This is a genomic window from Pseudomonas sp. FYR_2 (genome assembly GCF_043106425.1).
GTDB lineage: Bacteria > Pseudomonadota > Gammaproteobacteria > Pseudomonadales > Pseudomonadaceae > Aquipseudomonas > Aquipseudomonas monteilii.
Genome location: NZ_JBICMM010000012.1, coordinates 63,277 through 84,946, shown reverse-complemented (window position 1 = coordinate 84,946; position 21,670 = coordinate 63,277). Strand labels below are relative to the sequence as shown.

Sequence of the window (21,670 nt, the reverse complement as noted above, 5' to 3'; positions counted from 1 at the left end):
GCTGCATGGACCTGCGTTCGCAGGTTCGTTTCACTCTGACTCGAGCATTGTCTGGATCCGTTTGGGGAATCATTACGCCCTCACGGGGTCCGAACAGTGCTCGCCAACCCGGCATTTGTCGCTGGCCGTTGGTTTCATGATCTGTTTTCGGCGAGGGTTGCTCGTGATTGTTAGTCCCCAAAAAGCATCAAGAATCCCCGGAACCGGGCTGCGCAAGGCTTTGATGGCCAGTGTGGCACTGGTCGGCCTGATGAGCGCGGGCCAGCTGTGGGCATTCAATCTTGACGATGTTGCAGCCAAGGCAAAGGATCTGGCCGGCCAGAAGTACGAAGCACCCAAAAGCAACCTGCCGGCCGTATTCCGCGACATGAAGTTTGCGGACTATCAGAAAATTCATTTCCTGCAGGAAAAGGCCGAGTGGGCCAAGGACAAGACCCCGTTCAAGCTGTCGTTCTATCACCAGGGCATGCACTTCGATACCCCGGTAAAAATCAACGAGGTCACCGCCACCAAGGTCGAGGAAATCAAGTACGACCCGAGCCGCTTCGAGTTCGGTGACGTGCCACACGACCCGGAAACCACCAAAAATCTGGGTTACGCCGGCTTCCGCGTGCTGTACCCGATCAACAAGGCCGACAAGCAGGATGAGATCATGACCCTGCTTGGCGCCAGCTATTTCCGTGTGGTCGGCAAGGGCCACGTGTACGGCCTGTCGGCCCGTGGCCTGGCCATCGACACCGCGCTGCCATCGGGCGAGGAATTCCCGCGCTTCACCGAGTTCTGGGTCGAAAAACCCAAACCGGCCGACAAGCACCTGGTGATCTACGCCCTGCTGGATTCGCCACGCTCCACCGGTGCCTACAAGCTGACCCTGCGCCCGGGCAACGATACCGTGGTCGACGTACAGTCCCAGGTCTTCCTGCGTGACCAGGTCAGCCGCCTGGGCATAGCCCCGCTGACCAGCATGTACCTGTTCGGCCCTAACCAGCCGTCCAAGGTGCTCAACTACCGCCCGGCCCTGCACGACTCCGAAGGCCTGTCGATCCACGCCGGCAATGGCGAGTGGATCTGGCGCCCGCTGAACAACCCGAAACACCTGGCCGTGAGCAACTTCAGTGTCGAGAATCCGCGTGGTTTCGGCCTGATGCAGCGTCAGCGCGCCTTCAGCGACTACGAAGACCTCGACGACAACTACCAGAAGCGCCCAAGCGCCTGGATCGAGCCGAAGGGTGATTGGGGCAAAGGTACCGTCGACCTGGTCGAAATCCCGACTGCCGACGAGACCAACGACAACATCGTTGCCTTCTGGAGCCCGGAAAAGCTGCCGGAGCCAGGCAAGCCGTTCGAGTACGCCTACCGCCTGCACTGGACCATCAACGAGGCGAAGTTCCAGGCGCCTGAGTTGGGCTCGGTCAAGCAGACCCTGCGTTCCACCGGTGACGTGAAGCAGTCCAACCTGATTCGCCAGCCAGACGGCAGCGTGGCCTTCCTGGTCGACTTCGCCGGCCCGGCCCTGGCCGCACTGCCGGAAGACACCGCCGTGCGCAGCCAGATCAGCGTGGGCGACAACGCCGAGGTGGTCGAGAACAATCTGCGCTATAACCCTGAGATCAAGGGCTGGCGCCTGACCCTGCGCTTGAAGGTCAAGGAAGCCAACAAATCGACCGAAATGCGTGCCGCGCTGGTGCGCGATGTGCCGGTCGAACCCGCCAAGCCTGCGCAGGACGCCAAGCAGGACAAGGCCGCAGCCAAACATGCCAAGGCCGAGAAAGCCGTCAAGGCTGAGCAAACTGCCAAGGCCGAACAACCTGCCGCCGATGCGGCGCCCACCAACGGGGCCCCGGCCACCACCGAGAAGGTGCTGACCGAGACCTGGAGCTATCAGTTGCCTGCCGATGAGTAACTCAAGCGCAAGGCCAGTATCGCTTGGCGAGTACCTGGCTCACCTACCACTGAGTGACGAGCAACGGGCGGAGCTCGCCAATTGCACGTCGTTCAGTGAGCTGCACCAACGTTTGGCGGCCAAACCGGCCGCCGACGCTGCCGAGGCCGTGCAGGCCTCGGTGGGCCCGCGCCTGACCGTGGGCAGCGCCGCCGAGCTGGAAGACGCCGAAATGCTCGGTGTCGACGGCAGCGGCCGCCTGTGCCTGAAAATCGCCCCGCCGATCAAACGCACCAAAGTGGTGCCAGAGCCTTGGCGCACCAACGTGCTGATCCGCATGTGGCGGCGCATGACCGGCCGCACCAATGCCCCGCAGCCACCCAAGCGCGAGCTGCCGCCGGCGCGCTGGCGCACGGTCGGCTCGATCCGCCGCTACATCTTGCTGGCCCTGATGATCGGCCAGACCATCGTCGCCGGCTGGTACATGAAGGGCATCCTGCCCTACCAAGGCTGGTCGTTCGTCGACCTCGACGAAATCCTCAACCAGTCGCTGTGGGATACGGTGGTGCAGGTGTGGCCGTATGCCTTGCAAACCTCCATCCTGATTCTCTTCGGCATCCTGTTCTGCTGGGTGTCGGCGGGCTTCTGGACTGCGCTCATGGGCTTCCTCGAGCTGCTCACCGGGCGCGACAAGTACAAGATTTCGGGCAGCAGCGCCGGCAACGAGCCGATTGCACCCGAGGCGCGTACCGCACTGGTAATGCCGATCTGTAACGAAGACGTGCCGCGCGTGTTCGCCGGCCTGCGTGCAACGTTCGAGTCGGTGGCCGCCAGCGGCAACCTCGACCGTTTCGACTTCTTCGTGCTCAGCGACACCAACGACACCGACATTGCCGTGGCCGAGCAACAGGCCTGGCTGGACGTGTGCCGCGAAACCAAAGGCTTTGGCCGCATCTTCTACCGCCGCCGTCGGCGCCGGGTGAAGCGCAAGAGCGGCAACCTCGACGACTTCTGCCGTCGTTGGGGTGGCGAGTACAAGTACATGGTCGTGCTCGACGCCGACAGCGTCATGAGCGGCGAGTGCCTGAGCAGCCTGGTGCGCCTGATGGAGGCCAACCCGGACGCCGGCATCATCCAGACCGGGCCGAAAGCCTCGGGCATGGATACCCTGTATGCACGTATGCAGCAGTTCGCCACCCGCGTGTACGGCCCGCTGTTCACCGCCGGCCTGCACTTCTGGCAGCTGGGCGAGTCGCACTACTGGGGCCATAACGCGATCATCCGTATGAAGCCGTTCATCGAGCACTGCGCCCTGGCGCCGTTGCCGGGCAAGGGCGCGTTCGCCGGTGCAATCCTTTCTCACGACTTCGTCGAAGCCGCGCTGATGCGCCGTGCCGGCTGGGGCGTGTGGATCGCCTACGACCTACCGGGTAGCTATGAAGAGCTGCCGCCAAACCTGCTGGACGAGCTCAAGCGGGACCGCCGCTGGTGCCACGGCAACCTGATGAACTTCCGCCTGTTCCTGGTCAAGGGCATGCACCCGGTGCACCGTGCGGTGTTCCTCACCGGGGTGATGTCGTACCTGTCGGCGCCGCTGTGGTTCCTGTTCCTGGTGCTGTCGACTGCGCTGCTGGCGACCAACACCCTGATGGAGCCTCAGTACTTCATCGAGCCGTACCAGTTGTACCCGCTGTGGCCGCAGTGGCACCCGGAGAAGGCCGTGGCGCTGTTCTCCACCACCATCGTGCTGCTGTTCCTGCCCAAGCTGCTCAGTGTCATCCTGATCTGGGCCAAAGGTGCCGTCGAGTTCGGCGGGCGCGTCAAGGTCACCTTGTCGATGCTGATGGAGATGCTGTTCTCCATGCTGTTGGCACCGGTGCGCATGATCTTCCACACCCGCTTCGTGCTGGCCGCGTTCCTCGGCTGGGCCGCGACCTGGAATTCGCCGCAACGTGACGACGACTCCACTCCGTGGGGCGAGGCTGTGCGCCGCCATGGTCCGCAAACCCTGCTGGGTATTGCCTGGGCTGGGCTGGTGGCGTGGCTGAACCCGAGCTTCCTGTGGTGGCTGGCGCCTATCGTTGGCTCGCTGGTGCTGTCGATCCCGGTTTCGGTGATTTCCAGCCGTACGCGCCTGGGCCTGGCAGCCAAAGACGAGAAGCTGTTCCTCATTCCCGAGGAATACGCTACCCCGCAAGAGTTGCTGGCCACCGACCGGTACACCCACGAGAACCGCTGGCATGCCCTGCATGACGGCTTCGTGCGGGCCGTGGTCGACCCACGCCAGAACGCCCTGGCTTGTGCCATGGCCACTGCCCGTCATGGTCAGGCGGCGCCGATCGAAGCGCTGCGTGCTGAGCGTGTGGCCAAGGCCATGGAGGTTGGGCCGAAAGGGCTGGACCTCAATACCCGCCTGGCCCTGCTCAGCGACCCGGTGGCCTTGAGCCGCCTGCACGAGCAGGTGTGGGCCGAGCCCAATGCGGCGTGGATCGATGTGTGGCGTGCGTCGATCAAGAACGACCCACATTCGCCGCTGTTGCCGCTGCATCCGGAGAACGAAGGCCAACCGGCACTCGTCGGCGCCTGATTGATCGCAATCGCGAGCTACGCTCGCTCCTACGATGAATACCCGTAGGAGCGAGCGTAGCTCGCGATGCGCCGCGCAAGCGGCGCTCGATTCTTCGGCCACAATCCGATTTTGGCCAACAAAGTCCCCCCCGGCTCTAGGTCCCCGAGCCGCCATGCGTTAGCATCCCATTCCGAAACGACGCCTCGGCCAGTACGGCCGTGCCAATACAATAAGATTCGCTACTTTTCTTGCTAGGGGACTTGGTGATGATCAAGAAATACCTTTCGCGACTGCTGGTCGGTGTTACCGCCCTGGTCGCCGTGACAGCGGCCCAGGCCGGCGCCATCGATGATGCAGTCAAGCGCGGCACCCTGCGGGTGGGCATGGACCCGACCTACATGCCGTTCCAGATGACCAACAAGCGTGGCGAAATCATCGGCTTCGAAGTCGATATCCTCAAAGCCATGGCCAAGTCCATGGGCGTCAAGTTCGAAGCTGTATCCACCGCCTATGACGGCATCATCCCGGCCCTGCTGACCGACAAGTTCGACATGATCGGCAGCGGCATGACCCTGACCCAGGAACGCAACCTGCGCCTGAACTTCAGCGAACCCTTCATCGTGGTGGGTCAGACCCTGCTGATTCGCAAGGAACTGGCGGGCGAGATCAAGTCGTACAAAGACCTCAACAACGAGAAGTACCGCCTGACGTCCAAGTTGGGCACCACCGGTGAAATGGTCGCCAAGAAGCTGATCGGCAAAGCCAAGTACCACGGCTACGACAACGAGCAGGAAGCGGTGATGGATGTTGTCAACGGCAAGGCTGATGCCTTCGTCTACGACGCACCGTACAACGTGGTGGCCGTTGAGAAGGCCGGCGCTGGCAAGCTGCTGTTCCTCGAAGAACCCTTCACCTACGAGCCGCTGGCCTTCGGCCTGAAGAAAGGCGACTACGACAGCATCAACTTCATCAACAACTTCCTGCACCAGATCAAGCATGACGGGACCTACGATCGTATTCACGACAAGTGGTTCAAGAACAAGGACTGGCTGAAGGAAATGGAATAAGGCCCAGGCCACAAGCTCGGCTTTATGACCCCGACGCGCAGGCAAACCCTGCGCGTTCGCATTTACGGAAGTACCCCACGTGATCAAACACAAGAAAGCCCAGTGGCCCTGGCACGGGCTGACCGCCCTGGTGCTGGTAGGCCTGGCGATCAGCCTGTACATGGCCACCTCGATGATTTCCTACGAGTGGCGCTGGAACCGTGTACCGCAATACTTCGCCTACAAGGCCGAGGAAACACAGCGCGCTGCCAATTACGGCACCGTGCAGGACATCGTCATCTCCGGCGATAACGCCCGCGTCACGCTGAAAGATGAAAGCGGCGCCGAACAAGTACTTGATGTGGCCAAGGACAGCCTGCAACTGAGTCGTGGCGACGATGTGGCCGAAGGCGACCAGATTGGCGTCACCCGTCATTGGGCGGCTGGCCCGCTGGCATGGGGCCTGTGGACCACGCTGTGGATCTCGGTAGTGTCCGGCGCCCTGGGCCTGGTAATCGGCCTGTTCGCCGGTTTGTGCCGTTTGTCGAACAACCCGACCCTGCGCGACCTGTCGACCGTTTATGTCGAACTGGTGCGCGGCACGCCGCTGCTGGTACAGATCTTCATCTTCTACTTCTTCATCGGCACCGTGCTCAACCTGTCCCGGGAGTTTGCCGGGGTGGCGGCACTGGCGCTGTTCACTGGCGCCTATGTGGCCGAAATCGTCCGTGCCGGGGTGCAGTCCATTGCCAAGGGCCAGAACGAAGCGGCCCGCTCGCTGGGCCTGAACGCCGGCCAGTCGATGCGGCACGTCATCTTGCCGCAGGCATTCAAACGCGTGCTGCCGCCGCTGGCCGGCCAGTTCATCAGCCTGGTCAAAGACACCTCGTTGGTTTCGGTGATCGCCATTACCGAACTGACCAAGAGCGGCCGTGAGGCCATCACCACCTCGTTCTCGACGTTCGAGATCTGGTTCTGCGTGGCAGGCCTGTACCTGCTGATCAACCTGCCGCTGTCGCACATTGCCAGCCGGCTCGAGCGGAGGCTTGCGCAAAGTGATTGAAGTCCGTGACCTGCTGAAAGTCTTCGACACCCGTGGCCAAGTGGTACGGGCTGTGGATAACGTCACCACCCATGTCGCCAAGGGCGAGGTGGTAGTGGTGCTCGGCCCATCGGGCTCGGGCAAGTCGACCTTCCTGCGCTGCCTGAACGGCCTGGAGCATTTCGACGAGGGCCATGTGGCCATCGATGGCCTGCAGCTGGCCGACCCCAAGACCGACATCAACGCGTACCGCCGTGAAGTGGGCATGGTGTTCCAGCACTTCAACCTGTTCCCGCACATGACCGTGCTGGAAAACCTGTGCCTGGCGCAGAAGGTGGTGCGCAAGCGCAGCAAGGCCGAGCGCGAGGCCAAGGCGCGTGCGTTGCTGGAGAAGGTGGGCATTGCCCAGAAGGCCAACGAATACCCGTCACGCCTGTCCGGTGGTCAGCAGCAGCGGGTGGCCATTGCCCGCGCCCTGGCCATGGACCCGAAGGTGATGCTGTTTGACGAGCCCACCTCGGCGCTGGACCCGGAAATGGTCGGCGAGGTGCTGGATGTGATGAAGACCCTGGCCCAGGAAGGCATGACCATGGTCTGCGTCACCCATGAAATGGGCTTTGCCCGGGAAGTGGCGGACCGGGTGCTGTTCTTCGATCACGGCAAGCTGCTGGAAGATGCCGCGCCGGCACAGTTCTTCGAGGCGCCGGAGGATGGGCGGGCGCAGGCGTTTTTGCGGCAGGTGCTGTGAGTGGAGGAGGGCGCATTGCGTCCCTCCTGTAAGCAGATTTTTGGCTGGTTAGGCTCTTTACGATTTCGGCCTAGAGCGTGACCGGCAGGCTCGTCAGGCTAATGCCAGTCAGTTAAGCTGACTGGCATTTTCATTTTCGGGTCGGATATTTTGCTGGTCGTTGCTTCACCACTCTCGGGAACCAACGATCAGGTCGTCGATGAGGCAAGACATACTGCGCCGCTGATGCCTGCAGATCCGTCAGAAATGCTGGCAGGTTACCGGGATGATTCAGTGACGTGCCATGCAACAAGCCCAAGATTGCCCAGCTGCAAGCGGTAAAGCTCATTTCGCAGGGGTAGACGCCCGGGCACTGCTTCGACATCTGAACCATCTGATAACGCAACAAGTTGTAGCCCAGCAGCACGCCCCACAACTCTTGCGCAATCATTTCTGGCGTCTTGCTTCTCATTGTGTATTCGCCGCCCAAGAGCCTTGCTTGATCTCCCGGTAACCCAATTCGATTTCCCAGCGCTGGCTGTAAAGATCGACGATCTCATCGCCCGGGAAGCGCAGCGGATCGGTCATCGAGGTCAAGACACTCACAACCTTTCCTTTGATCGTTTTGCTCAATAGTCGCGCTCGAATCTTGAGCGGTAAGCCCGGCCACTGCTTGCGGGCCTGGGGCGATGTGCGCAAAACGACCAGGGCATCATTACGCCCAAGCTTGTGCTCAACCTCATACTGAATGCCCTTTTTCAAGGGGATCAGCCAGTGGCGCTGATCGCCTTGCGATTGCCAGTGATGTAGCAAGCCCAACGAGTAGAAACCTTTATCGAAAAGGGGTCAATGACTGGTTAGGCGTCGTGGCGATCAGCTGTTTAGCCAGCTTCATTTCACTGCTGTGGTAACTTTCAAAAGTGCTGCTGATCAGCAAATGGCTAGTCAACTCCATCTGACAGACCATTCGAACTTGAGGAAAACCGCCGTCCCCATGCAGGTTGGTCGCACCACCGTAGAACGCGCGGTTTTCTGCCGTGTCAGGGGTGTTCCAAACAACCCCGTCCACGCCAAGCAGCGTCAGCCCCAACCATTGCGGGTGTTTGGCCTCTTCGTGCCATCGTTGCTGGGTGAGGGTAAAAACTTCACGTACCGCTTCGCTACCCAATCGCTGGCGACCTTGCACAACAGCGCTGAGGGCCACGAGTGGCCGTTTGCCGGGCAGCATGATGTCCATGTGCTTCACGACATCCCAGGCCTCGTGCGAGAGTTCATGCCGCTTTGCCATCACAGAATTCCTTTCCGTCGATGGCGGGGACTCTACAAAATCTCAGTGCTCAAAGGGCAGCGATTGGGGTTCTTGGGATTTCATACAGAGCCTAATATACAAATGTGTGACCCATGTTGCGGCTAATGACTTCGGTTGTATTAGCACTAGCTCTGATTTGGGCTGACACTATTGATATGTGTTCTAGAACTTGAGATTGTTTCCCTATCGGAAGGGTAGCTAAATTGAGCTGAGAGGTGTGGTAGTTGAGGTGCCCGAGAAGATCTTCAATAGTGCTTTTTATTTTTCTTAGTTCTCCGTTTGTATCTCTTTTTTTTAACTCTTTTAATTCCGATTTTCCAACTTGTATTTTAAGTTTCAGGTCTTTTCGTGTAGCGTAGTAGCCGCCGCCGTAATCGTCGATGGTTCTCAATCCCCACTTTCCTTCATTTATTTGTCTTAAAGCTTGCTCCCTACGTGAGAACTCATAATCGTATAAACCCTTTTGTCTTTTGATTTCTTCCATCAATACAAGGCTTGTTTTGGCAGATTTTTGGGTGCGTGAGTTATTTAGAAGACTGGGGGTATAGTTGGTTTCGCTGTAAGATGTTTGGATATATCGGAGCCGGATGCGGTCGAAACTTGAACCTGGCCTAAAAGTTTTATAATGACCTGATGGGTCGACGGCATTGATAGGATCATCTTCGCAGTAGGCATAATAGTTCAAGATTTCAAAGGGTGGTACGGTATCACTCGATTTGAAGCGATTGATCTCAGGCGAAAAAGCGCGGAAGCCTTTGCCAAGTAAATAGCTTTCACACAGCGGGTCGGGTAGTTCTCCCGCGTATGCGGGAATTCCCCTTTCACTGCTTTTGGTATACCCAAACGGCGCATAGTTGATGTTGCGGGTTTCGAGTGTGCTGTGTGTTGTCAAGATCGAGTGGTTTTGATCGTGGGCAAGTAGCGTCGGTGATGGGCGTGCGCTGCTGAGCACAGCAAGAGGGCCAGTGCGGCACCGGAGGAATAAAGAAGTAGAATCTTTATGCAAGGTGTTGAATACGTGATTGTTCTGGTAGAACATTTGCGTTTTAACCTTTGTACTCGTCATGGCTACGCCTCGATCTGGATGAGTGTCGCGGATACGCTACTGGCGCTGGAAATTAACGACAACTGGCATTTTTGTCAGGTGCTCTCGCGTTACGCCACGCGTGTCAGTGGGCTGCAAGGCAGCCCATGAGGGGGGGTGTCATAAATTTTGTGTTCGGGCATAACATGAGTAAGAGGTGCATGTATGCCAACCAAAAAGAAACCCCTGCGTGACCTGCCCAAAATCCCCAAAGAGCTGCTGGAGCAGTTCGGTGAGGGCCTGATGACCGCAGAGGCTATCGAGGATGCCTCTGCGGCGTTCAAGAAGGCCTTGATCGAACGCGCTCTGCATGCCGAACTTGGCTACCACCTGGGTTATCCGCCGGGCGCGCAGCGCCCAGAGGATGAAACCAACCAGCGTAACGGCAAGAGTGGCAAGACGGTTTTGACCGGTGATGGCCCGCTGCGGCTGGAAATTCCTCGTGACCGAGACGGCAGTTTTGCGCCCATTCTCATCCCCAAGCATGAGCGGCGGTACACCGGTTTCGATGACAAGATCATCGCCATGTACGCCCGTGGCATGACGGTCAGAGAGATCCGAGCCTTTCTGTCCGAGCAGTATGGGACGGACGTTTCACCCGATTTCATCAGCTCTGTGACAGACGAGGTCATGGAAGAAATTGGCGCGTGGCAGCAGCGGCCACTGGAGCCGATGTACCCGGTCATTTTCTTCGATGCACTGCGGGTGAAGATTCGCGAAGAAGGCTTGGTGCGCAACAAGGCCATTTACTTGGCGCTGGGCGTTCAACCCGACGGAACCCGCGATATCCTGGGCATCTGGATCGAGAACACCGAGGGCGCCAAGTTCTGGATGAAGGTCTTCAATGACCTCAAGACGCGTGGTGTCGAAGATGTACTGATTGCCGTGACCGATGGCCTCAAAGGCATGCCAGAGGCCCTCAGCGCCGTGTTTCCAGAGACGACGCTGCAGACGTGCATCGTGCACCTGATCCGCAACAGCCTCGACTTCGCGGCCTGGGACAAGCGGCGGGCACTGGCCAAGGAGCTCAAGCCGATCTACCAGGCCATCAACGCCGAAGCGGCTGAGCAGGCTCTCGATGAGTTCGAAAACGGGCCGTGGGGTGAGAAATATCCGACGGTTGTGACGGCTTGAAGACGGGCTTGGGATCGTGTGATTCCGTTCTTTGTTTTCCCGCCAGCCATTCGGAAGGTGATCTACACCACCAACGCCATCGAGAGCATCAACGCCCAGCTACGCAAGGTCATCAAGACTCGCGGGCATTTCCCGAATGATGACGCAGCGACCAAACTGATTTGGCTGGGATTGCGCAACATAACAGCCAATTGGGGAAAACCGGCCCATGACTGGAAAAGCGCGATGAATCAATTTGCGATTCTGTACGGAGATCGGTTCATCAGGCCAACCTGGTGAAAATCAGGGCCTGCCTGACGGCAGGCCGCTACCGGCCCGCACACAAAAAATCTGACAGTCCCATGAGGGGCTGATCATCAGGTACATCTGGCCTCTTGATTAGGGTCCCTTCAGATACTGAATCGCCCCACCATGCCCCGCAGTTGCTGCCCCAGCTGCTCCAGCTCGCCACTTGACGCGGCAGTCTGTTCACTGGCCGCACTGGTCTGGTCAGACACATCCCGCACATTCAGCACGCTTCGGTTGATCTGCTCGGCCACCACGCTCTGCTCCTCGCTGGCGGTGGCAATCTGCTGGTTCATGCTCTGGATGCTCGACACCGTGTGGGTGATCTGGCCCAGTGCATCACCGGCTTTGCGGCTGAGCTCGACGCTCTGCTCGGTCAGGCGTTTGCTGTTGTCCAGCAGGTGGGTGACCTCGTCGGTACCGTTGTGCAGGCTGCTGATCAGTTGGCTGATTTCTTCGGTGGCGGTCGAGGTGCGTTGCGCCAGGCCGCGCACTTCATCGGCCACCACGGCAAAACCACGGCCTGCTTCCCCTGCGCGGGCGGCTTCGATCGCCGCGTTCAGGGCCAGCAGGTTGGTCTGTTCGGACACCGACTTGATCACATCGAGGATGCTGCCAATCCGCTGGCTTTCGCCCGCCAGGTGCTGCATGGCCGTTAGGCAATGGTCCATCTGCCCGGCCAGTTGCTCGATACGGCCGATGGCTTCGGCTACCACCTGGTCACCCAGTTGCGCCTGCTGGTCGGCGTTGGTCGCGGCCAGCGAGGCCTGCTCGGCGTTCTGTGCCACTTCCTGCACGGTGGCGCTCATCTGGTTCATGGCGGTGGCCACCTGGTCCGTTTCCTCACGCTGCTGGTTGATGCGCAGCTTGGTGTCCTCGCTGCTGGTCGCCAGCTGTGTGGCAGCCTGCGACAGCTGACCAACACCCTGGTCGATGCCCCCGATCAGCTCGCGCAGGCTCAAGGTCATTTCGCGCATGCTGGTTTGCAGCTGACCCATTTCGTCGCGGCGTTGCACGGTGTCAACCTGGCTCAGGTCACCCTTGGCGATGCGCGCGGCCACGGCCAGTGTCTGACGTAGTGGCTGCGTGATCTGCAGGGTAATCAGCCAGGCGGCTACCACCCCAAGCAACAGCGCCAGCAGCGCCACGCTGGTGAGCAGCGAGCGGGCGGCCAGGGCTTCGCTGTCCCGTTGTTCAACTTTGCGCCCGGCCAGTTCTACACTCGCCACGCCCAGTTCGTCGCCCATTTTTTCCATGCTGTCCTGCAACTGCTCGGCGCGCACCGCTGCGCGGCGGTACTGATCCAGGCTGGCCCGGTATTTGGCCAACTCGACGCCGGGCTGCTCGGTCAGTGATCGTGGCAAGCTCAGCGGCGCCAGAGCCATTAGCAGTTGCTCAAGGCTCTTGTCGGCGGCGTCCAGTGCATCGTCGCCGACCTTGGTGAACGCCTCGACGGGCGAGAAGGTGTAGGCCGGTACAAGGCTTTGCTGGTTGGCGCCTTCGACATGGCGACTGAGGCTTTCCATCAGGCCCAGCGCGCTGCCTTGTTGGCTCTCAGACATCGTCAGCAAGGCTTGGGTCTGCAAGTCGTCGATGACATCGTCCAGTTTGAGCGCTTGCGCTTGCATGGCCTGGCGCAGTGTCGTACGGCTGGCGACGGTGCTTTGCAGCTCGGTGAAGTCTTCGCGCAGCTGTTGCAGCAATTGCAGTTTCTGCGTCAGCATCTGACGGGACTCGTCAACGCTGCTGCGCTGCTGCAACGTGGTCAGCATGCGCTCCAGTTGCTCGATGGCCTGCTGGATGCGTGCCTTGCTGGTGTCGTCGCTGAGTACGCGGAAGGTGATGCGCTCGGCACGCAGGTCTTTGACCAGATCGTTAATCTGGCCAATTTCACTGAGCTGTTGCGAGCGGTTGATGGCGCCATCCAGAGCACGCCAGCCGCTGATGGTGGTGGCCAGGGTGAGCAGCAGGACCACGGCGAAGCCGAGGGCCAGCTTGGCGGCGACATTGAGGTTGCCGAGCTTGCGGTTGAGGTAGCCGAGCATGGGAAGTCTCCGTGCGATTGGGGGAGGGCATGCAGGCGTATTACCGGCATGACACCTCTGCCAATCGGCAGCGGAGCTGTAGGACTTGACCTGATAATCAGGTAGGAAATTTCACTGCTGTATGTAGGAAGGTTCTCTGGCTCCTCGGTTTAGAGCCTGAACCGCCCCACCAACCCCTGCAGGTGGGTGCCCAGCCGCGCCAGCTCCACGCTGGAACTGGCTGTCTCTTCACTGGCTGCCGAGGTCTGGTCGGAAATGTCCCGCACATTCATCACGCTGCGGTTGATCTCTTCGGCCACGGCCGTCTGTTCTTCTGCAGCTGTGGCAATCTGCTGGTTCATCGCCTGGATCGACGACACGGTACGGGTGATGGTTTCCAGCGAACTGCCGGCGCGGCGGGTCAGCTCGACGCTGCTGTCGGTCAGCTGGCGGCTGTTGTCCATCACAGTGGCCACCCGTTGGGTGCCGCTTTGCAGGCCGGCAATCAGCTCTTCGATCTCTTCGGTCGACTGCTGGGTGCGCTGGGCCAGGCTGCGCACTTCGTCGGCCACCACGGCAAAGCCACGCCCGGCCTCGCCGGCGCGGGCGGCTTCGATGGCGGCGTTCAGGGCCAACAGGTTGGTCTGTTGAGCCACCGACTTGATCACATCGAGCACGCTGCCGATTTTGTCGCTCTCGGCCTTGAGCTGGTTCATCGCTTCGCTGGAGTTGACCACTTCGCCCGCCAGGCGCTCGATCTGCGCCACGGCCTCGCCCACCACACGGTCCCCTTCGCGGGCTTGCTGGTCGGCCATCAGGGCGGCTTCCGAGGCCTGCTCGGCGTTGCGCGCCACTTCATGCACAGTGGCGGTCATCTGGTTCATGGCGGTCGCCACTTGATCCGTCTCGACCTTTTGGTTGTTCACCCCGGCGCTGGTTTGCTCGGTGACGGCAGAGAGCTGTTCGGCGGCGCTGGCGATCTGCGTTACCCCGTCGCCAATGCCGCCGATCAACTCGCGCAGGCCTTGGGTCATGCGCTGCATGCTGGCCTGCAACTGGCCCAGCTCGTCGCGGCGTTGTACGGGCAGGTTCTGGGTCAGGTCGCCATTGGCCACCCGCTCGGCGGCGCGCAGGGTCTGGCGCAACGGGATGATGATCTGCCGGGTAATGGCCCAGGCGGCCACCAGGCCAAAGGCGAGGGCCAGCACGGTTGCAAGCGCGAGCAGGGTTTTGGCCTGGGCTGCAGCGGCGTCGCGCACTTCGGTTTGGGACGTGGTCATCGCCTGGCTGGTCTGCAGCAGTACCGTGCCTTGTTCGGCCATGCGTTGCAGGGCCTGCTCGCTGGCGGTCTGGGCATTGCCGAACTGGATGACCGCATCACGGTAGCCACCCATGGCTGTGGCGGCATCGTCCAGGCTGGCGGCATGTTCGGCAGGCACCTTGGACGGCAGCGCACGCAACTCGGCCAGTGCCTGGTCGATGGCCTTCAACGCCGTTTGCTGGAAGTCGGCGTTGCCGCTGTAGGTGTAGCCGCGCACCTGAAAACGTGCCTGCTGCAGCAGGGCGCTCACATCCACCGCATGCTGGTACTGGTTGATATCGCCACCTTGCTGCAGGCCTCGCTGCACGCGGCCGATCAGTTCCGCTGCCTTGTCGGCGCTGTCGCCGAGCACGTCACGGCTGGCTTCGCGGCGCTGGCCAGCCTGTTTCAGTTCGTTGAATGCCTGCTGGTAGGTGCGCACGGCTTCGCGCTGCTGCTCCAGGCGTTGGCGATCGGCGGGGTGCTCGATCAACCCGAGCATCAGCTGTACCTGGCGGTCGAGGTTGGCCAAGGCCTTTTCCAGTTCTGCCACCGAGGCATCGTCACGCCGGCGCTCGTAGTGCTGTCGAGCAATGCGCAGTTCCTGGGTGTACTGCTGGATGACCGAGATGTTTCCCAGCTTGTCGCCATGGTCGATGATGCTGTCCATGCCGTGCCAGCCGGTCAGGGTGATAGCCAGGGTCAACAGCAGCACCAGGCCGAAGCCCAGCCCCAGTTTGCGATTGACGCTCACATTGCCCAGCGATTGGGCTAACCATTGATACATGTACGACTCCCTGGCGACTTGGCAGTACAAATAGTTGTTGTATTGCCAAGGCATCGGCCTGGGAGAGGGAAACTTGATGGGCGAAAAAACGGCGTTTGCGTCAGAAAATACGCGAAAGCAGCGCTGTTACCGCGGTCTCGACCCGCAAGATACGGTCACCGAGTTGCACCGGCGCCAGCCCGGCCTTGCCTAGCAGGTCGACTTCGTAGGGGATCCAGCCGCCTTCGGGGCCGATGGCCAGGGTAACGGCTTGCTCCACGGCACGGGGGCAGGCGGGGTAGGGGCCGGGGTGGCCGACCAGGCCCAGGGTACCAGCCGCGATGGCGGGCAGGCGGTCTTCGACGAAGGGCTTGAAGCGCTTTTCGATGATGACTTCGGGCAGCACGGTGTCGCGCGCCTGTTCCAGGCCAAGGATCAGGTTTTCGCGAATGCTCTCGGGCTGCAGGAAGGGCGTTTGCCAGAAGCTTTTCTCGACCTTGTAGCTGTTCACCAGGATCAGGCGTGGCACGCCCAGGGTGGCCACGGTCTGGAACAGCCGACGTAGCATTTTCGGCCGCGGCACCGCCAGCACCAGGGTCAGCGGCAGCTTGGCCGGTGGGGGTTGGTCAAACGCAACTTCCAGCTCGGCTTCGTGCTTTTCCAGGCGTAGCACCGTGCCCTTGCCCATTAGGCCGTTGATACGGCCCACGCGCAGGTTGTCGCCCACCGCCACGCGGTGGATGTCCTGCATGTGGGTGAAGCGCCGGTCAGCAAGAACGACGCGGTCGGCCGAAACAAAGTCGGCCTCTTCAAGAAGCAGCAGGTTCACGGTTGGGTCGCAGGTGGCTGGTCGTTATGGTCGTCGGCGGTTTCGTCATGGGCGCTGCGTTTGCGAATCATGCTGCCGCACAGCACACCCACCTCGAACAGCAGCCACATGGGCACGGCCAGCAGGGTCTGGGAGAAGATATCCGGCGGGGTGAGCACCATGCCGACCACGAAGCAGCCGATGATCACGTAGGGGCGGATCTTCTTCAGGTACTTCACGTCGACCACGCCGATCCATACCAGCAGCACCACTGCTACCGGGATTTCGAAGGCCACGCCAAAGGCGAAGAACAGCGTCATCACGAAGTCGAGGTAGCTGGCGATGTCGGTCATCATCGACACGCCTTCCGGCGTGGCGCTGGCGAAGAAGCCGAAGATCAGCGGGAACACCAGGAAATAGGCGAACGCCATGCCGGCATAGAACAGGAAGATGCTCGACACCAGCAGCGGAATGGCGATGCGCTTTTCATGGCGGTACAGCCCGGGTGCGATAAAGCCCCAGATCTGCTGCAGGATGAACGGAATCGCCAGGAACAGCGACACGATCATGGTCAGCTTGAACGGCGTGAGGAACGGCGAGGCCACGTCGGTGGCGATCATCGTCGCATTGGCCGGCAAGTGCTCGCGCAGCGGCGCCGAGACCAGTGTGTAGATCTGCTGGGCGAAGGAGAACAGCCCGGCAAAGATCAGGAAAATAACGGCAACGCACCGCAGCAGGCGGGTGCGCAGTTCGGTCAGGTGCGAAACCAGCGGCATCGGCTGGTCGTGTTCCGGGATCTCGCTCATGGGGCTCGCGGCGGTTGAGGCGGTTCAGAAGGTGTGGCCGGGGCGGCAGGCGGCTCGACCGGCCTGGCTTCCAGCCCGGCAGGTGGCTGCACGCTGGCCGTGGTTACCGGCGGCTGTGCGGGTGGCGTCATCGGGTTGAGGATGCGCTTGGCTTCTTCTTCCATCTGCAGGATGTGTTCGTTGTGCAGCTGGCGGCGGATGTCGTCGGCGCCGATCTCGCGCTCCACTTCCATCTTGATGCTGTTGAAGCTGCGCTTGAGGCGGCCGATCCACAGGCCTGCCGTGCGCGCGGCACCCGGCAGGCGCTCGGGCCCGAGCACCAGCAGAGCGACCAAGCCGACGAGCAGCAGCTCGCTGAAACTGATGCCGAACATGGGTCAGTCTTTCCGCTGTGGCTCTTGGACCGGCTGGGCCTGGCCTTCGATGGTGTGGCCTTGGGTCTGCTGCGCAGTGTTCTGCACCGGCGGAACAGGTTGGGCAGGCGGCGGTGTTGGCTCGGCCGGCTTGTTCTCTTCGTCGTTCATGGCCTTGCGGAAGCCCTTGATCGACTCGCCCAGGTCGCTGCCGAAGTTTTTCAGCTTTTTGGTGCCGAACACCAGGACCACGACGACCAGCAGGACGATCCAGTGTTTCCAGTCAAAAATACCCATGGTGCTCTCCTAGAATGCGTTGTGCTCAAGCCGAAGGCTGTCGCGCGGCCTTTTCATCGTGCCCGGACAGCCCGAAACGGCGCTCCAGCTCATCGAGCACGGCCTGTGGGTGCTGTCCCAGCGCGCTGAGCATCACCAGGCTATGAAACCACAGGTCGGCGGTTTCGTAGATGACATCGCTGTAATCCTTGCTCACGGCGGCATCTTTGGCCGCGATGATGGTCTCGACCGATTCTTCGCCGAGCTTTTCGAGGATCTTGTTCAGGCCCTTGTGGTACAGGCTGGCCACGTAGGAGCTGTCAGGCGCCGCTTGCTTGCGTTCTTCAAGCACTTGGGCCAGGCGGTTGAGGGTGTCGCTCATGTCAGTGTCCTGCGCTGTAGATGGCATCGGGGTCCTTCAGGACCGGGTCGACGATTTTCCACTGGCCGTCTTCGTACACGCGGTAGAAGCAGCTTTCACGGCCGGTATGGCAGGCGATATGACCCAGTTGCTCGACCATCAGGATGATCACGTCGGCGTCGCAGTCCAGGCGCAGCTCATGCAGCTTTTGCACATGCCCGGATTCCTCGCCCTTGCGCCACAGCTTGCCACGCGAACGCGACCAGTAGATGGCGCGTTGCTCGGCGGCGGTAAGTGCCAGCGATTCGCGGTTCATCCAGGCCATCATCAGCACGCGTCCGGTCTTGTGGTCCTGGGCGATTGCCGGTACCAGGCCATCGCTGTTCCACTTGATCTCGTCCAGCCAGTCTTTCATCGTCGACTCCAAAACGGGCCCGCTCCTGTACCGGGCCCTTTGCGCTAGTGTGCCAGCCACGGGCGCGGCTGGCTATTGGCGTACGATCAGGTAAAGGCCTGCGGCCAGCATCAGCCAGGCCGGCCACGCAGCCGGGGCGGCCAGGCTGGCGGCTTCGGCGGCGCCAGCGGCCAGTACCGCACCTCCACCGAGCAGGCCGGCGCCCAGCAGGCGCAGTGCCCAGCGGTCGCCCTGGCGGCGCCGTTCCGGCAGTTGCGGGTCGTGCAGGTGCGGCTGTGACAGGCGTTCGAGCAGGTCGCGGGCCATGTCGGCCAGGTGCGGCAGTTGCTCGACCTGGCTGTGGATGTTGCCGAACATCGCCTTGGGGCTGTAACGGTCGCGCATCCAGCGTTCCAGGTACGGCTTGGCAGTGCTCCACAGGTCCAGGTCGGGGTACAGCTGGCGGCCCAGGCCTTCGATGTTGAGCAGGGTCTTTTGCAGCAGCACCAACTGCGGCTGCACTTCCATGTTGAAGCGCCGTGCGGTTTGGAACAGGCGCATCAGCACCTGGCCGAAGGAAATATCCTTTAACGGTTTTTCGAAGATCGGCTCGCACACGGTGCGGATCGCTGCTTCGAATTCGTTGACCTTGGTGTGCGCTGGTACCCAGCCCGAGTCGATGTGCAGCTGGGCGACGCGGCGGTAGTCACGCTTGAAGAAGGCAATCAGGTTACGCGCCAGGTAGTCCTGGTCCTCGGCGGTAAGGCTACCGACAATGCCACAGTCGATAGCGATGTACTGCGGGCTCCACGGCTTAACGGTGCTGACGAAGATGTTGCCGGGGTGCATGTCGGCATGGAAGAAACTGTCGCGGAACACCTGGGTGAAGAACACTTCCACGCCACGCTCGGCCAGCAGTTTCATGTCGGTGCGCTGGTCGGCCAGGGTGGCCATGTCGGTCACCGGCACGCCGTAGATGCGCTCCATCACCAGCACCTTGGGGCGGCACAGGTCCCAGTACACCTGGGGCACGTACATCAGCTCGGAGCCTTCGAAGTTGCGCCGCAGCTGGCTGGCGTTGGCCGCTTCGCGCAGCAGGTCGAGCTCGTCGTAAATGGTTTTTTCGTAGTCGCCAACGATTTCCACCGGGTGAAGGCGGCGGGCATCGGCGGAGGCGCGCTCGGCGGCCTTGGCGATCAGGAACAGCCAGGCCAAGTCCTGGGCAATGACCGGCTTCAGGCCCGGGCGCACCACCTTGACCACCACTTCTTCGCCGGTCTTGAGACGTGCAGCATGCACCTGGGCCACCGAGGCCGAGGCCAGTGGCTCCACGTCGAAGCGGCTGAACAGCTGCGCCACCGGGGCGCCCAGCTGTGCCTCGATCAAGGCCACGGCCTGCTTGGGGTCGAACGGCGGCACACGGTCCTGCAACAGCATCAGCTCATCGGCGATGTCGTTGGGCAGCAGGTCGCGACGGGTGGACAGCAACTGGCCGAACTTGATGAAGATTGGCCCCAGGTCCTGCAATGCCAGGCGCAGGCGCGCGCCACGGCTCAGCTCGGACGGCTTGCGCGGCAGCCAGCGCCACGGCATCAGCAGGCGCAGGCTCATCAGCCACCAGGGCAGCGGCAGGTCGAACAGCAGGTCATCGAGACGGTAGCGGATCACCACACGCTGGATGCGAAAAAGACGGCGGACGGCGAGCAGCTTCATGCGTTATCGCTGGTATCAAGGGATCGGGAGAGGCGCTTGAGGCGGGCCTCAAGGCGTTCTGTGTCGAGTTTCAGGGCATCGAGTTCGCTGAAGGCGGCTTCGGCTTCGCGTTTGCCCACCAGGGTGCGGGACTCTTCGGCCAGGTACTCGGACAGGTTCTGGCTGAAGCGCGCCAGGCCCTGGCGGGTCCAGCGTGCACGCAGGCGGATATGGCCGGCCAGCATGGCCGTGGCAACCGGGCCGAGCCAGCGTTGCAGCTCGTGCTCCCAGTCCAGCTCCAGATCCTGCAGCACGCCAAACAGGTCGAGCAGCACGGCGCTGTCGCCATGCAGTTCGACCTGCGGGCTGTGCAGCACGGCGGTCTTGTCCCTGGCCAGGGCCAGTTGCGCCAGGCTGCCAGCCGGGGCGCGCAGGCTGCAGTCGACGTCGCCCTGCCAGTGTGCGGCGAGCATCATGCCTTCTTCATCGGGCAGGATGAACACCTGCAGGGCCGGTTGGCGGCAGTCGATCTCGATGACCTTGCCTTCCAGCGCGGCCAGGCGCGGCAGGGCCGTGCTGTCCATGCGCAGGATGCGGTTCAGGCCATGTTCGACGCTGGCGAGCAGCCCGGCCAGCAGCATCAGGGTTTGATCCCCCGGTGCACGGCAACGATGCCGCTGGTCATGTTGTGGTAGGTGACGCGGTCGAAACCGGCCTCGACCATCATGCTCTTCAGGGTTTCCTGGTCCGGGTGCATGCGGATCGATTCGGCCAGGTAACGGTAGCTTTCCGAGTCGTTTGTGATCAGCTTGCCGGCCAGCGGCATGAAGGCGAACGAGTAGGCGTCGTAGGCCTTGGACATCAGCTTGTTGGTCGGCTTGGAGAACTCCAGGATCAACAGGCGGCCGCCCGGCTTGAGCACGCGCAGCATCGAACGGATGGCTTCGTCCTTATGGGTGACGTTGCGCAGGCCGAAAGCGATGGTCACGCAGTCGAAGTGGTTGTCCGGGAACGGCAGCTTTTCAGCGTCGGCCTGGACGAACTCGATGTTGCCGGCCACACCACGGTCGAGCAGGCGGTCACGGCCGACCTTGAGCATCGAATCATTGATGTCGGCCAGCACCACCTGGCCGGTCGGGCCTACAAGGCGCGAGAACTTGGCGGCCAGGTCGCCGGTACCGCCGGCGATATCCAGCACGCGGTTGCCGCTGCGCACGCCCGACAGCTCGATGGTAAAGCGCTTCCACAGGCGGTGCATGCCGCCGGACAGCACGTCGTTCATCAGGTCGTACTTGGCGGCCACCGAGTGGAACACTTCGGCGACTTTCTTCGCCTTCTGGCTTTCAGGGACGTCCTGGTAGCCGAAATGGGTGGTGGGTTCGGCGTGTTCGCCTTTGCGCTGGTCGTTCATATCGCTTCACCGGAAAAAATTACCGCCATTCTAGGGCGAACGGGCGGATTTGTCTTGGCGGGGTGTGCCAGTGGGCAGGGGCGGGCATAATGCCGATTATGTCTACATCTTCAGGAACACCCGCATGACCCAGATCAGCGTCGAACGCAAACACTCCCTCGGCCGCGATGCCGCCCGTGCCAAGGCCGAAGCCCTGGTCGACAAGCTCAGCCGCGAATACGACCTGAAGGCCACCTGGAACGGTGACTGGGTCGATGTGGCGCGCAGCGGTGCCAACGGCAGCGTGCACATTGGCGAGGACAGTATCCGTGTGGAGCTGAAGCTGGGCATGATGCTGTCGATGATGAGCGGCACCATCAAGGGTGAAATAGAGCGGGCGCTGGACAAGGCGCTGGCCTGAC

The 21,670-nt window shown here is 61.4% G+C and carries 21 protein-coding genes and 3 pseudogenes; 7 read left to right on the top strand and 17 right to left on the bottom strand.

Annotated elements, in window-relative coordinates:
- The first annotated feature begins 163 nt into the window (after window positions 1–163).
- The 5 genes from ACF8R4_RS02335 to ACF8R4_RS02315 all read left to right on the top strand — a co-directional run bounded on the left by ACF8R4_RS02335 (window position 164) and on the right by ACF8R4_RS02315 (window position 7,287).
- A complete protein-coding gene (locus ACF8R4_RS02335) occupies window positions 164–1,903 on the top strand; it encodes a glucan biosynthesis protein G (protein WP_338128655.1) in 1,740 nt (579 codons plus the stop codon).
- On the top strand, window positions 1,896–4,469 hold the full coding sequence (gene mdoH, locus ACF8R4_RS02330) for a glucans biosynthesis glucosyltransferase MdoH (RefSeq protein WP_060500623.1): 2,574 nt from the start codon (window positions 1,896–1,898) through the stop codon (window positions 4,467–4,469). Before ACF8R4_RS02335 ends, mdoH begins: the two co-directional genes overlap by 8 nt.
- A gap of 251 nt (window positions 4,470–4,720) precedes the next feature.
- The gene (locus ACF8R4_RS02325) at window positions 4,721–5,518 is read left to right on the top strand and encodes a transporter substrate-binding domain-containing protein (protein ID WP_060500637.1); all 798 of its coding nucleotides are present in this window, start codon (window positions 4,721–4,723) and stop codon (window positions 5,516–5,518) included.
- Between the two features lie 79 nt (window positions 5,519–5,597).
- Window positions 5,598–6,560: an amino acid ABC transporter permease gene (locus tag ACF8R4_RS02320; protein WP_060500621.1), complete on the top strand. Its 963-nt coding sequence runs from the start codon at window positions 5,598–5,600 to the stop codon at window positions 6,558–6,560.
- Window positions 6,553–7,287, top strand: coding sequence for an amino acid ABC transporter ATP-binding protein (locus tag ACF8R4_RS02315; RefSeq protein ID WP_060500635.1), 735 nt, complete (start codon window positions 6,553–6,555; stop codon window positions 7,285–7,287). Before ACF8R4_RS02320 ends, ACF8R4_RS02315 begins: the two co-directional genes overlap by 8 nt.
- Before the next feature lie 130 nt (window positions 7,288–7,417).
- Here the strand turns inward: ACF8R4_RS02315 and ACF8R4_RS02310 are convergent, their stop codons facing one another.
- The 4 genes from ACF8R4_RS02310 to ACF8R4_RS02295 all read right to left on the bottom strand — a co-directional run bounded on the left by ACF8R4_RS02310 (window position 7,418) and on the right by ACF8R4_RS02295 (window position 9,614).
- Window positions 7,418–7,717 (bottom strand): hypothetical protein, encoded by a 300-nt coding sequence (locus ACF8R4_RS02310; RefSeq protein ID WP_198035930.1) that lies wholly within the window; start codon window positions 7,715–7,717, stop codon window positions 7,418–7,420.
- 17 nt (window positions 7,718–7,734) lie between these two features.
- Window positions 7,735–8,085, bottom strand: coding sequence for a transposase (locus ACF8R4_RS02305; RefSeq protein ID WP_392491612.1), 351 nt, complete (start codon window positions 8,083–8,085; stop codon window positions 7,735–7,737).
- A 13-nt stretch (window positions 8,086–8,098) separates the two neighbouring features.
- Window positions 8,099–8,554: a transposase domain-containing protein gene (locus ACF8R4_RS02300; protein ID WP_392491611.1), complete on the bottom strand. Its 456-nt coding sequence runs from the start codon at window positions 8,552–8,554 to the stop codon at window positions 8,099–8,101.
- Between the two features lie 91 nt (window positions 8,555–8,645).
- Window positions 8,646–9,614, bottom strand: a complete 969-nt coding sequence (locus ACF8R4_RS02295; RefSeq protein ID WP_392491609.1) for an RHS repeat-associated core domain-containing protein — start codon at window positions 9,612–9,614, stop codon at window positions 8,646–8,648.
- Window positions 9,615–9,824: 210 nt separating this feature from the next.
- Between ACF8R4_RS02295 and ACF8R4_RS02290 the strand changes: the two are divergent.
- Window positions 9,825–11,072, top strand: a pseudogene (locus ACF8R4_RS02290) (IS256 family transposase).
- A 110-nt stretch (window positions 11,073–11,182) separates the two neighbouring features.
- Here ACF8R4_RS02290 and ACF8R4_RS02285 read toward each other — a convergent pair.
- The 13 genes and pseudogenes from ACF8R4_RS02285 to ubiE all read right to left on the bottom strand — a co-directional run bounded on the left by ACF8R4_RS02285 (window position 11,183) and on the right by ubiE (window position 21,269).
- A complete protein-coding gene (locus ACF8R4_RS02285) occupies window positions 11,183–11,896 on the bottom strand; it encodes a methyl-accepting chemotaxis protein (protein ID WP_392491774.1) in 714 nt (237 codons plus the stop codon).
- Between the two features lie 141 nt (window positions 11,897–12,037).
- Window positions 12,038–13,123: pseudogene (locus tag ACF8R4_RS02280) on the bottom strand (methyl-accepting chemotaxis protein); the annotation flags it as partial.
- Between the two features lie 149 nt (window positions 13,124–13,272).
- Complete coding sequence (locus ACF8R4_RS02275) at window positions 13,273–13,986, bottom strand: methyl-accepting chemotaxis protein (RefSeq protein WP_371257697.1); 714 nt, start codon at window positions 13,984–13,986, stop codon at window positions 13,273–13,275.
- 141 nt (window positions 13,987–14,127) lie between these two features.
- Window positions 14,128–15,072 (bottom strand): annotated as a pseudogene (locus tag ACF8R4_RS02270) (methyl-accepting chemotaxis protein); the annotation flags it as partial.
- 217 nt (window positions 15,073–15,289) lie between these two features.
- The gene (locus tag ACF8R4_RS02265; RefSeq protein ID WP_392491607.1) at window positions 15,290–15,997 is read right to left on the bottom strand and encodes a 16S rRNA (uracil(1498)-N(3))-methyltransferase; all 708 of its coding nucleotides are present in this window, start codon (window positions 15,995–15,997) and stop codon (window positions 15,290–15,292) included.
- A complete protein-coding gene (gene tatC / locus ACF8R4_RS02260) occupies window positions 15,994–16,782 on the bottom strand; it encodes a twin-arginine translocase subunit TatC (protein ID WP_016712436.1) in 789 nt (262 codons plus the stop codon). The genes ACF8R4_RS02265 and tatC overlap by 4 nt, the downstream gene beginning before the upstream one ends.
- Complete coding sequence (gene tatB / locus ACF8R4_RS02255) at window positions 16,779–17,156, bottom strand: Sec-independent protein translocase protein TatB (protein ID WP_060500613.1); 378 nt, start codon at window positions 17,154–17,156, stop codon at window positions 16,779–16,781. Before tatB ends, tatC begins: the two co-directional genes overlap by 4 nt.
- A gap of 3 nt (window positions 17,157–17,159) precedes the next feature.
- The gene (locus ACF8R4_RS02250; RefSeq protein ID WP_392491605.1) at window positions 17,160–17,432 is read right to left on the bottom strand and encodes a twin-arginine translocase TatA/TatE family subunit; all 273 of its coding nucleotides are present in this window, start codon (window positions 17,430–17,432) and stop codon (window positions 17,160–17,162) included.
- A 25-nt stretch (window positions 17,433–17,457) separates the two neighbouring features.
- Window positions 17,458–17,793: a phosphoribosyl-ATP diphosphatase gene (locus ACF8R4_RS02245; RefSeq protein ID WP_060500609.1), complete on the bottom strand. Its 336-nt coding sequence runs from the start codon at window positions 17,791–17,793 to the stop codon at window positions 17,458–17,460.
- Window position 17,794: 1 nt separating this feature from the next.
- The gene (gene hisI, locus ACF8R4_RS02240) at window positions 17,795–18,187 is read right to left on the bottom strand and encodes a phosphoribosyl-AMP cyclohydrolase (protein WP_003249284.1); all 393 of its coding nucleotides are present in this window, start codon (window positions 18,185–18,187) and stop codon (window positions 17,795–17,797) included.
- Between the two features lie 72 nt (window positions 18,188–18,259).
- The gene (gene ubiB / locus ACF8R4_RS02235; RefSeq protein WP_060500607.1) at window positions 18,260–19,879 is read right to left on the bottom strand and encodes a ubiquinone biosynthesis regulatory protein kinase UbiB; all 1,620 of its coding nucleotides are present in this window, start codon (window positions 19,877–19,879) and stop codon (window positions 18,260–18,262) included.
- The gene (locus ACF8R4_RS02230; RefSeq protein WP_060500605.1) at window positions 19,876–20,499 is read right to left on the bottom strand and encodes an SCP2 domain-containing protein; all 624 of its coding nucleotides are present in this window, start codon (window positions 20,497–20,499) and stop codon (window positions 19,876–19,878) included. Before ACF8R4_RS02230 ends, ubiB begins: the two co-directional genes overlap by 4 nt.
- A complete protein-coding gene (gene ubiE / locus ACF8R4_RS02225) occupies window positions 20,499–21,269 on the bottom strand; it encodes a bifunctional demethylmenaquinone methyltransferase/2-methoxy-6-polyprenyl-1,4-benzoquinol methylase UbiE (protein WP_016712431.1) in 771 nt (256 codons plus the stop codon). Before ubiE ends, ACF8R4_RS02230 begins: the two co-directional genes overlap by 1 nt.
- Window positions 21,270–21,393: 124 nt before the next feature.
- On the opposite strand from ubiE, the gene ACF8R4_RS02220 reads away from it, so the two are divergent.
- Window positions 21,394–21,669 (top strand): polyhydroxyalkanoic acid system family protein, encoded by a 276-nt coding sequence (locus ACF8R4_RS02220; protein ID WP_392491603.1) that lies wholly within the window; start codon window positions 21,394–21,396, stop codon window positions 21,667–21,669.
- Window position 21,670: the final 1 nt, after the last annotated feature.

Excerpts from the sequence above, each read along its gene's own strand:
- mdoH (WP_060500623.1), top strand. The coding sequence starts at position 1,896 with ATGAGTAACTCAAGCGCAAGGCCAGTATCGCTTGGCGAGTACCTGGCT.
- ACF8R4_RS02310 (WP_198035930.1), bottom strand. The coding sequence starts at position 7,717 with ATGATTGCGCAAGAGTTGTGGGGCGTGCTGCTGGGCTACAACTTGTTG.
- ACF8R4_RS02300 (WP_392491611.1), bottom strand. The coding sequence starts at position 8,554 with ATGGCAAAGCGGCATGAACTCTCGCACGAGGCCTGGGATGTCGTGAAG.
- ACF8R4_RS02295 (WP_392491609.1), bottom strand. The coding sequence starts at position 9,614 with ATGTTCTACCAGAACAATCACGTATTCAACACCTTGCATAAAGATTCT.
- ACF8R4_RS02285 (WP_392491774.1), bottom strand. The coding sequence starts at position 11,896 with ATGAACCAGATGAGCGCCACCGTGCAGGAAGTGGCACAGAACGCCGAG.
- ACF8R4_RS02275 (WP_371257697.1), bottom strand. The coding sequence starts at position 13,986 with ATGAACCAGATGACCGCCACTGTGCATGAAGTGGCGCGCAACGCCGAG.
- tatC (WP_016712436.1), bottom strand. The coding sequence starts at position 16,782 with ATGAGCGAGATCCCGGAACACGACCAGCCGATGCCGCTGGTTTCGCAC.
- tatB (WP_060500613.1), bottom strand. The coding sequence starts at position 17,156 with ATGTTCGGCATCAGTTTCAGCGAGCTGCTGCTCGTCGGCTTGGTCGCT.
- ACF8R4_RS02250 (WP_392491605.1), bottom strand. The coding sequence starts at position 17,432 with ATGGGTATTTTTGACTGGAAACACTGGATCGTCCTGCTGGTCGTCGTG.
- ACF8R4_RS02245 (WP_060500609.1), bottom strand. The coding sequence starts at position 17,793 with ATGAGCGACACCCTCAACCGCCTGGCCCAAGTGCTTGAAGAACGCAAG.
- hisI (WP_003249284.1), bottom strand. The coding sequence starts at position 18,187 with ATGAAAGACTGGCTGGACGAGATCAAGTGGAACAGCGATGGCCTGGTA.
- ubiB (WP_060500607.1), bottom strand. The coding sequence starts at position 19,879 with ATGAAGCTGCTCGCCGTCCGCCGTCTTTTTCGCATCCAGCGTGTGGTG.
- ACF8R4_RS02230 (WP_060500605.1), bottom strand. The coding sequence starts at position 20,499 with ATGCTGCTGGCCGGGCTGCTCGCCAGCGTCGAACATGGCCTGAACCGC.
- ubiE (WP_016712431.1), bottom strand. The coding sequence starts at position 21,269 with ATGAACGACCAGCGCAAAGGCGAACACGCCGAACCCACCACCCATTTC.
- ACF8R4_RS02220 (WP_392491603.1), top strand. The coding sequence starts at position 21,394 with ATGACCCAGATCAGCGTCGAACGCAAACACTCCCTCGGCCGCGATGCC.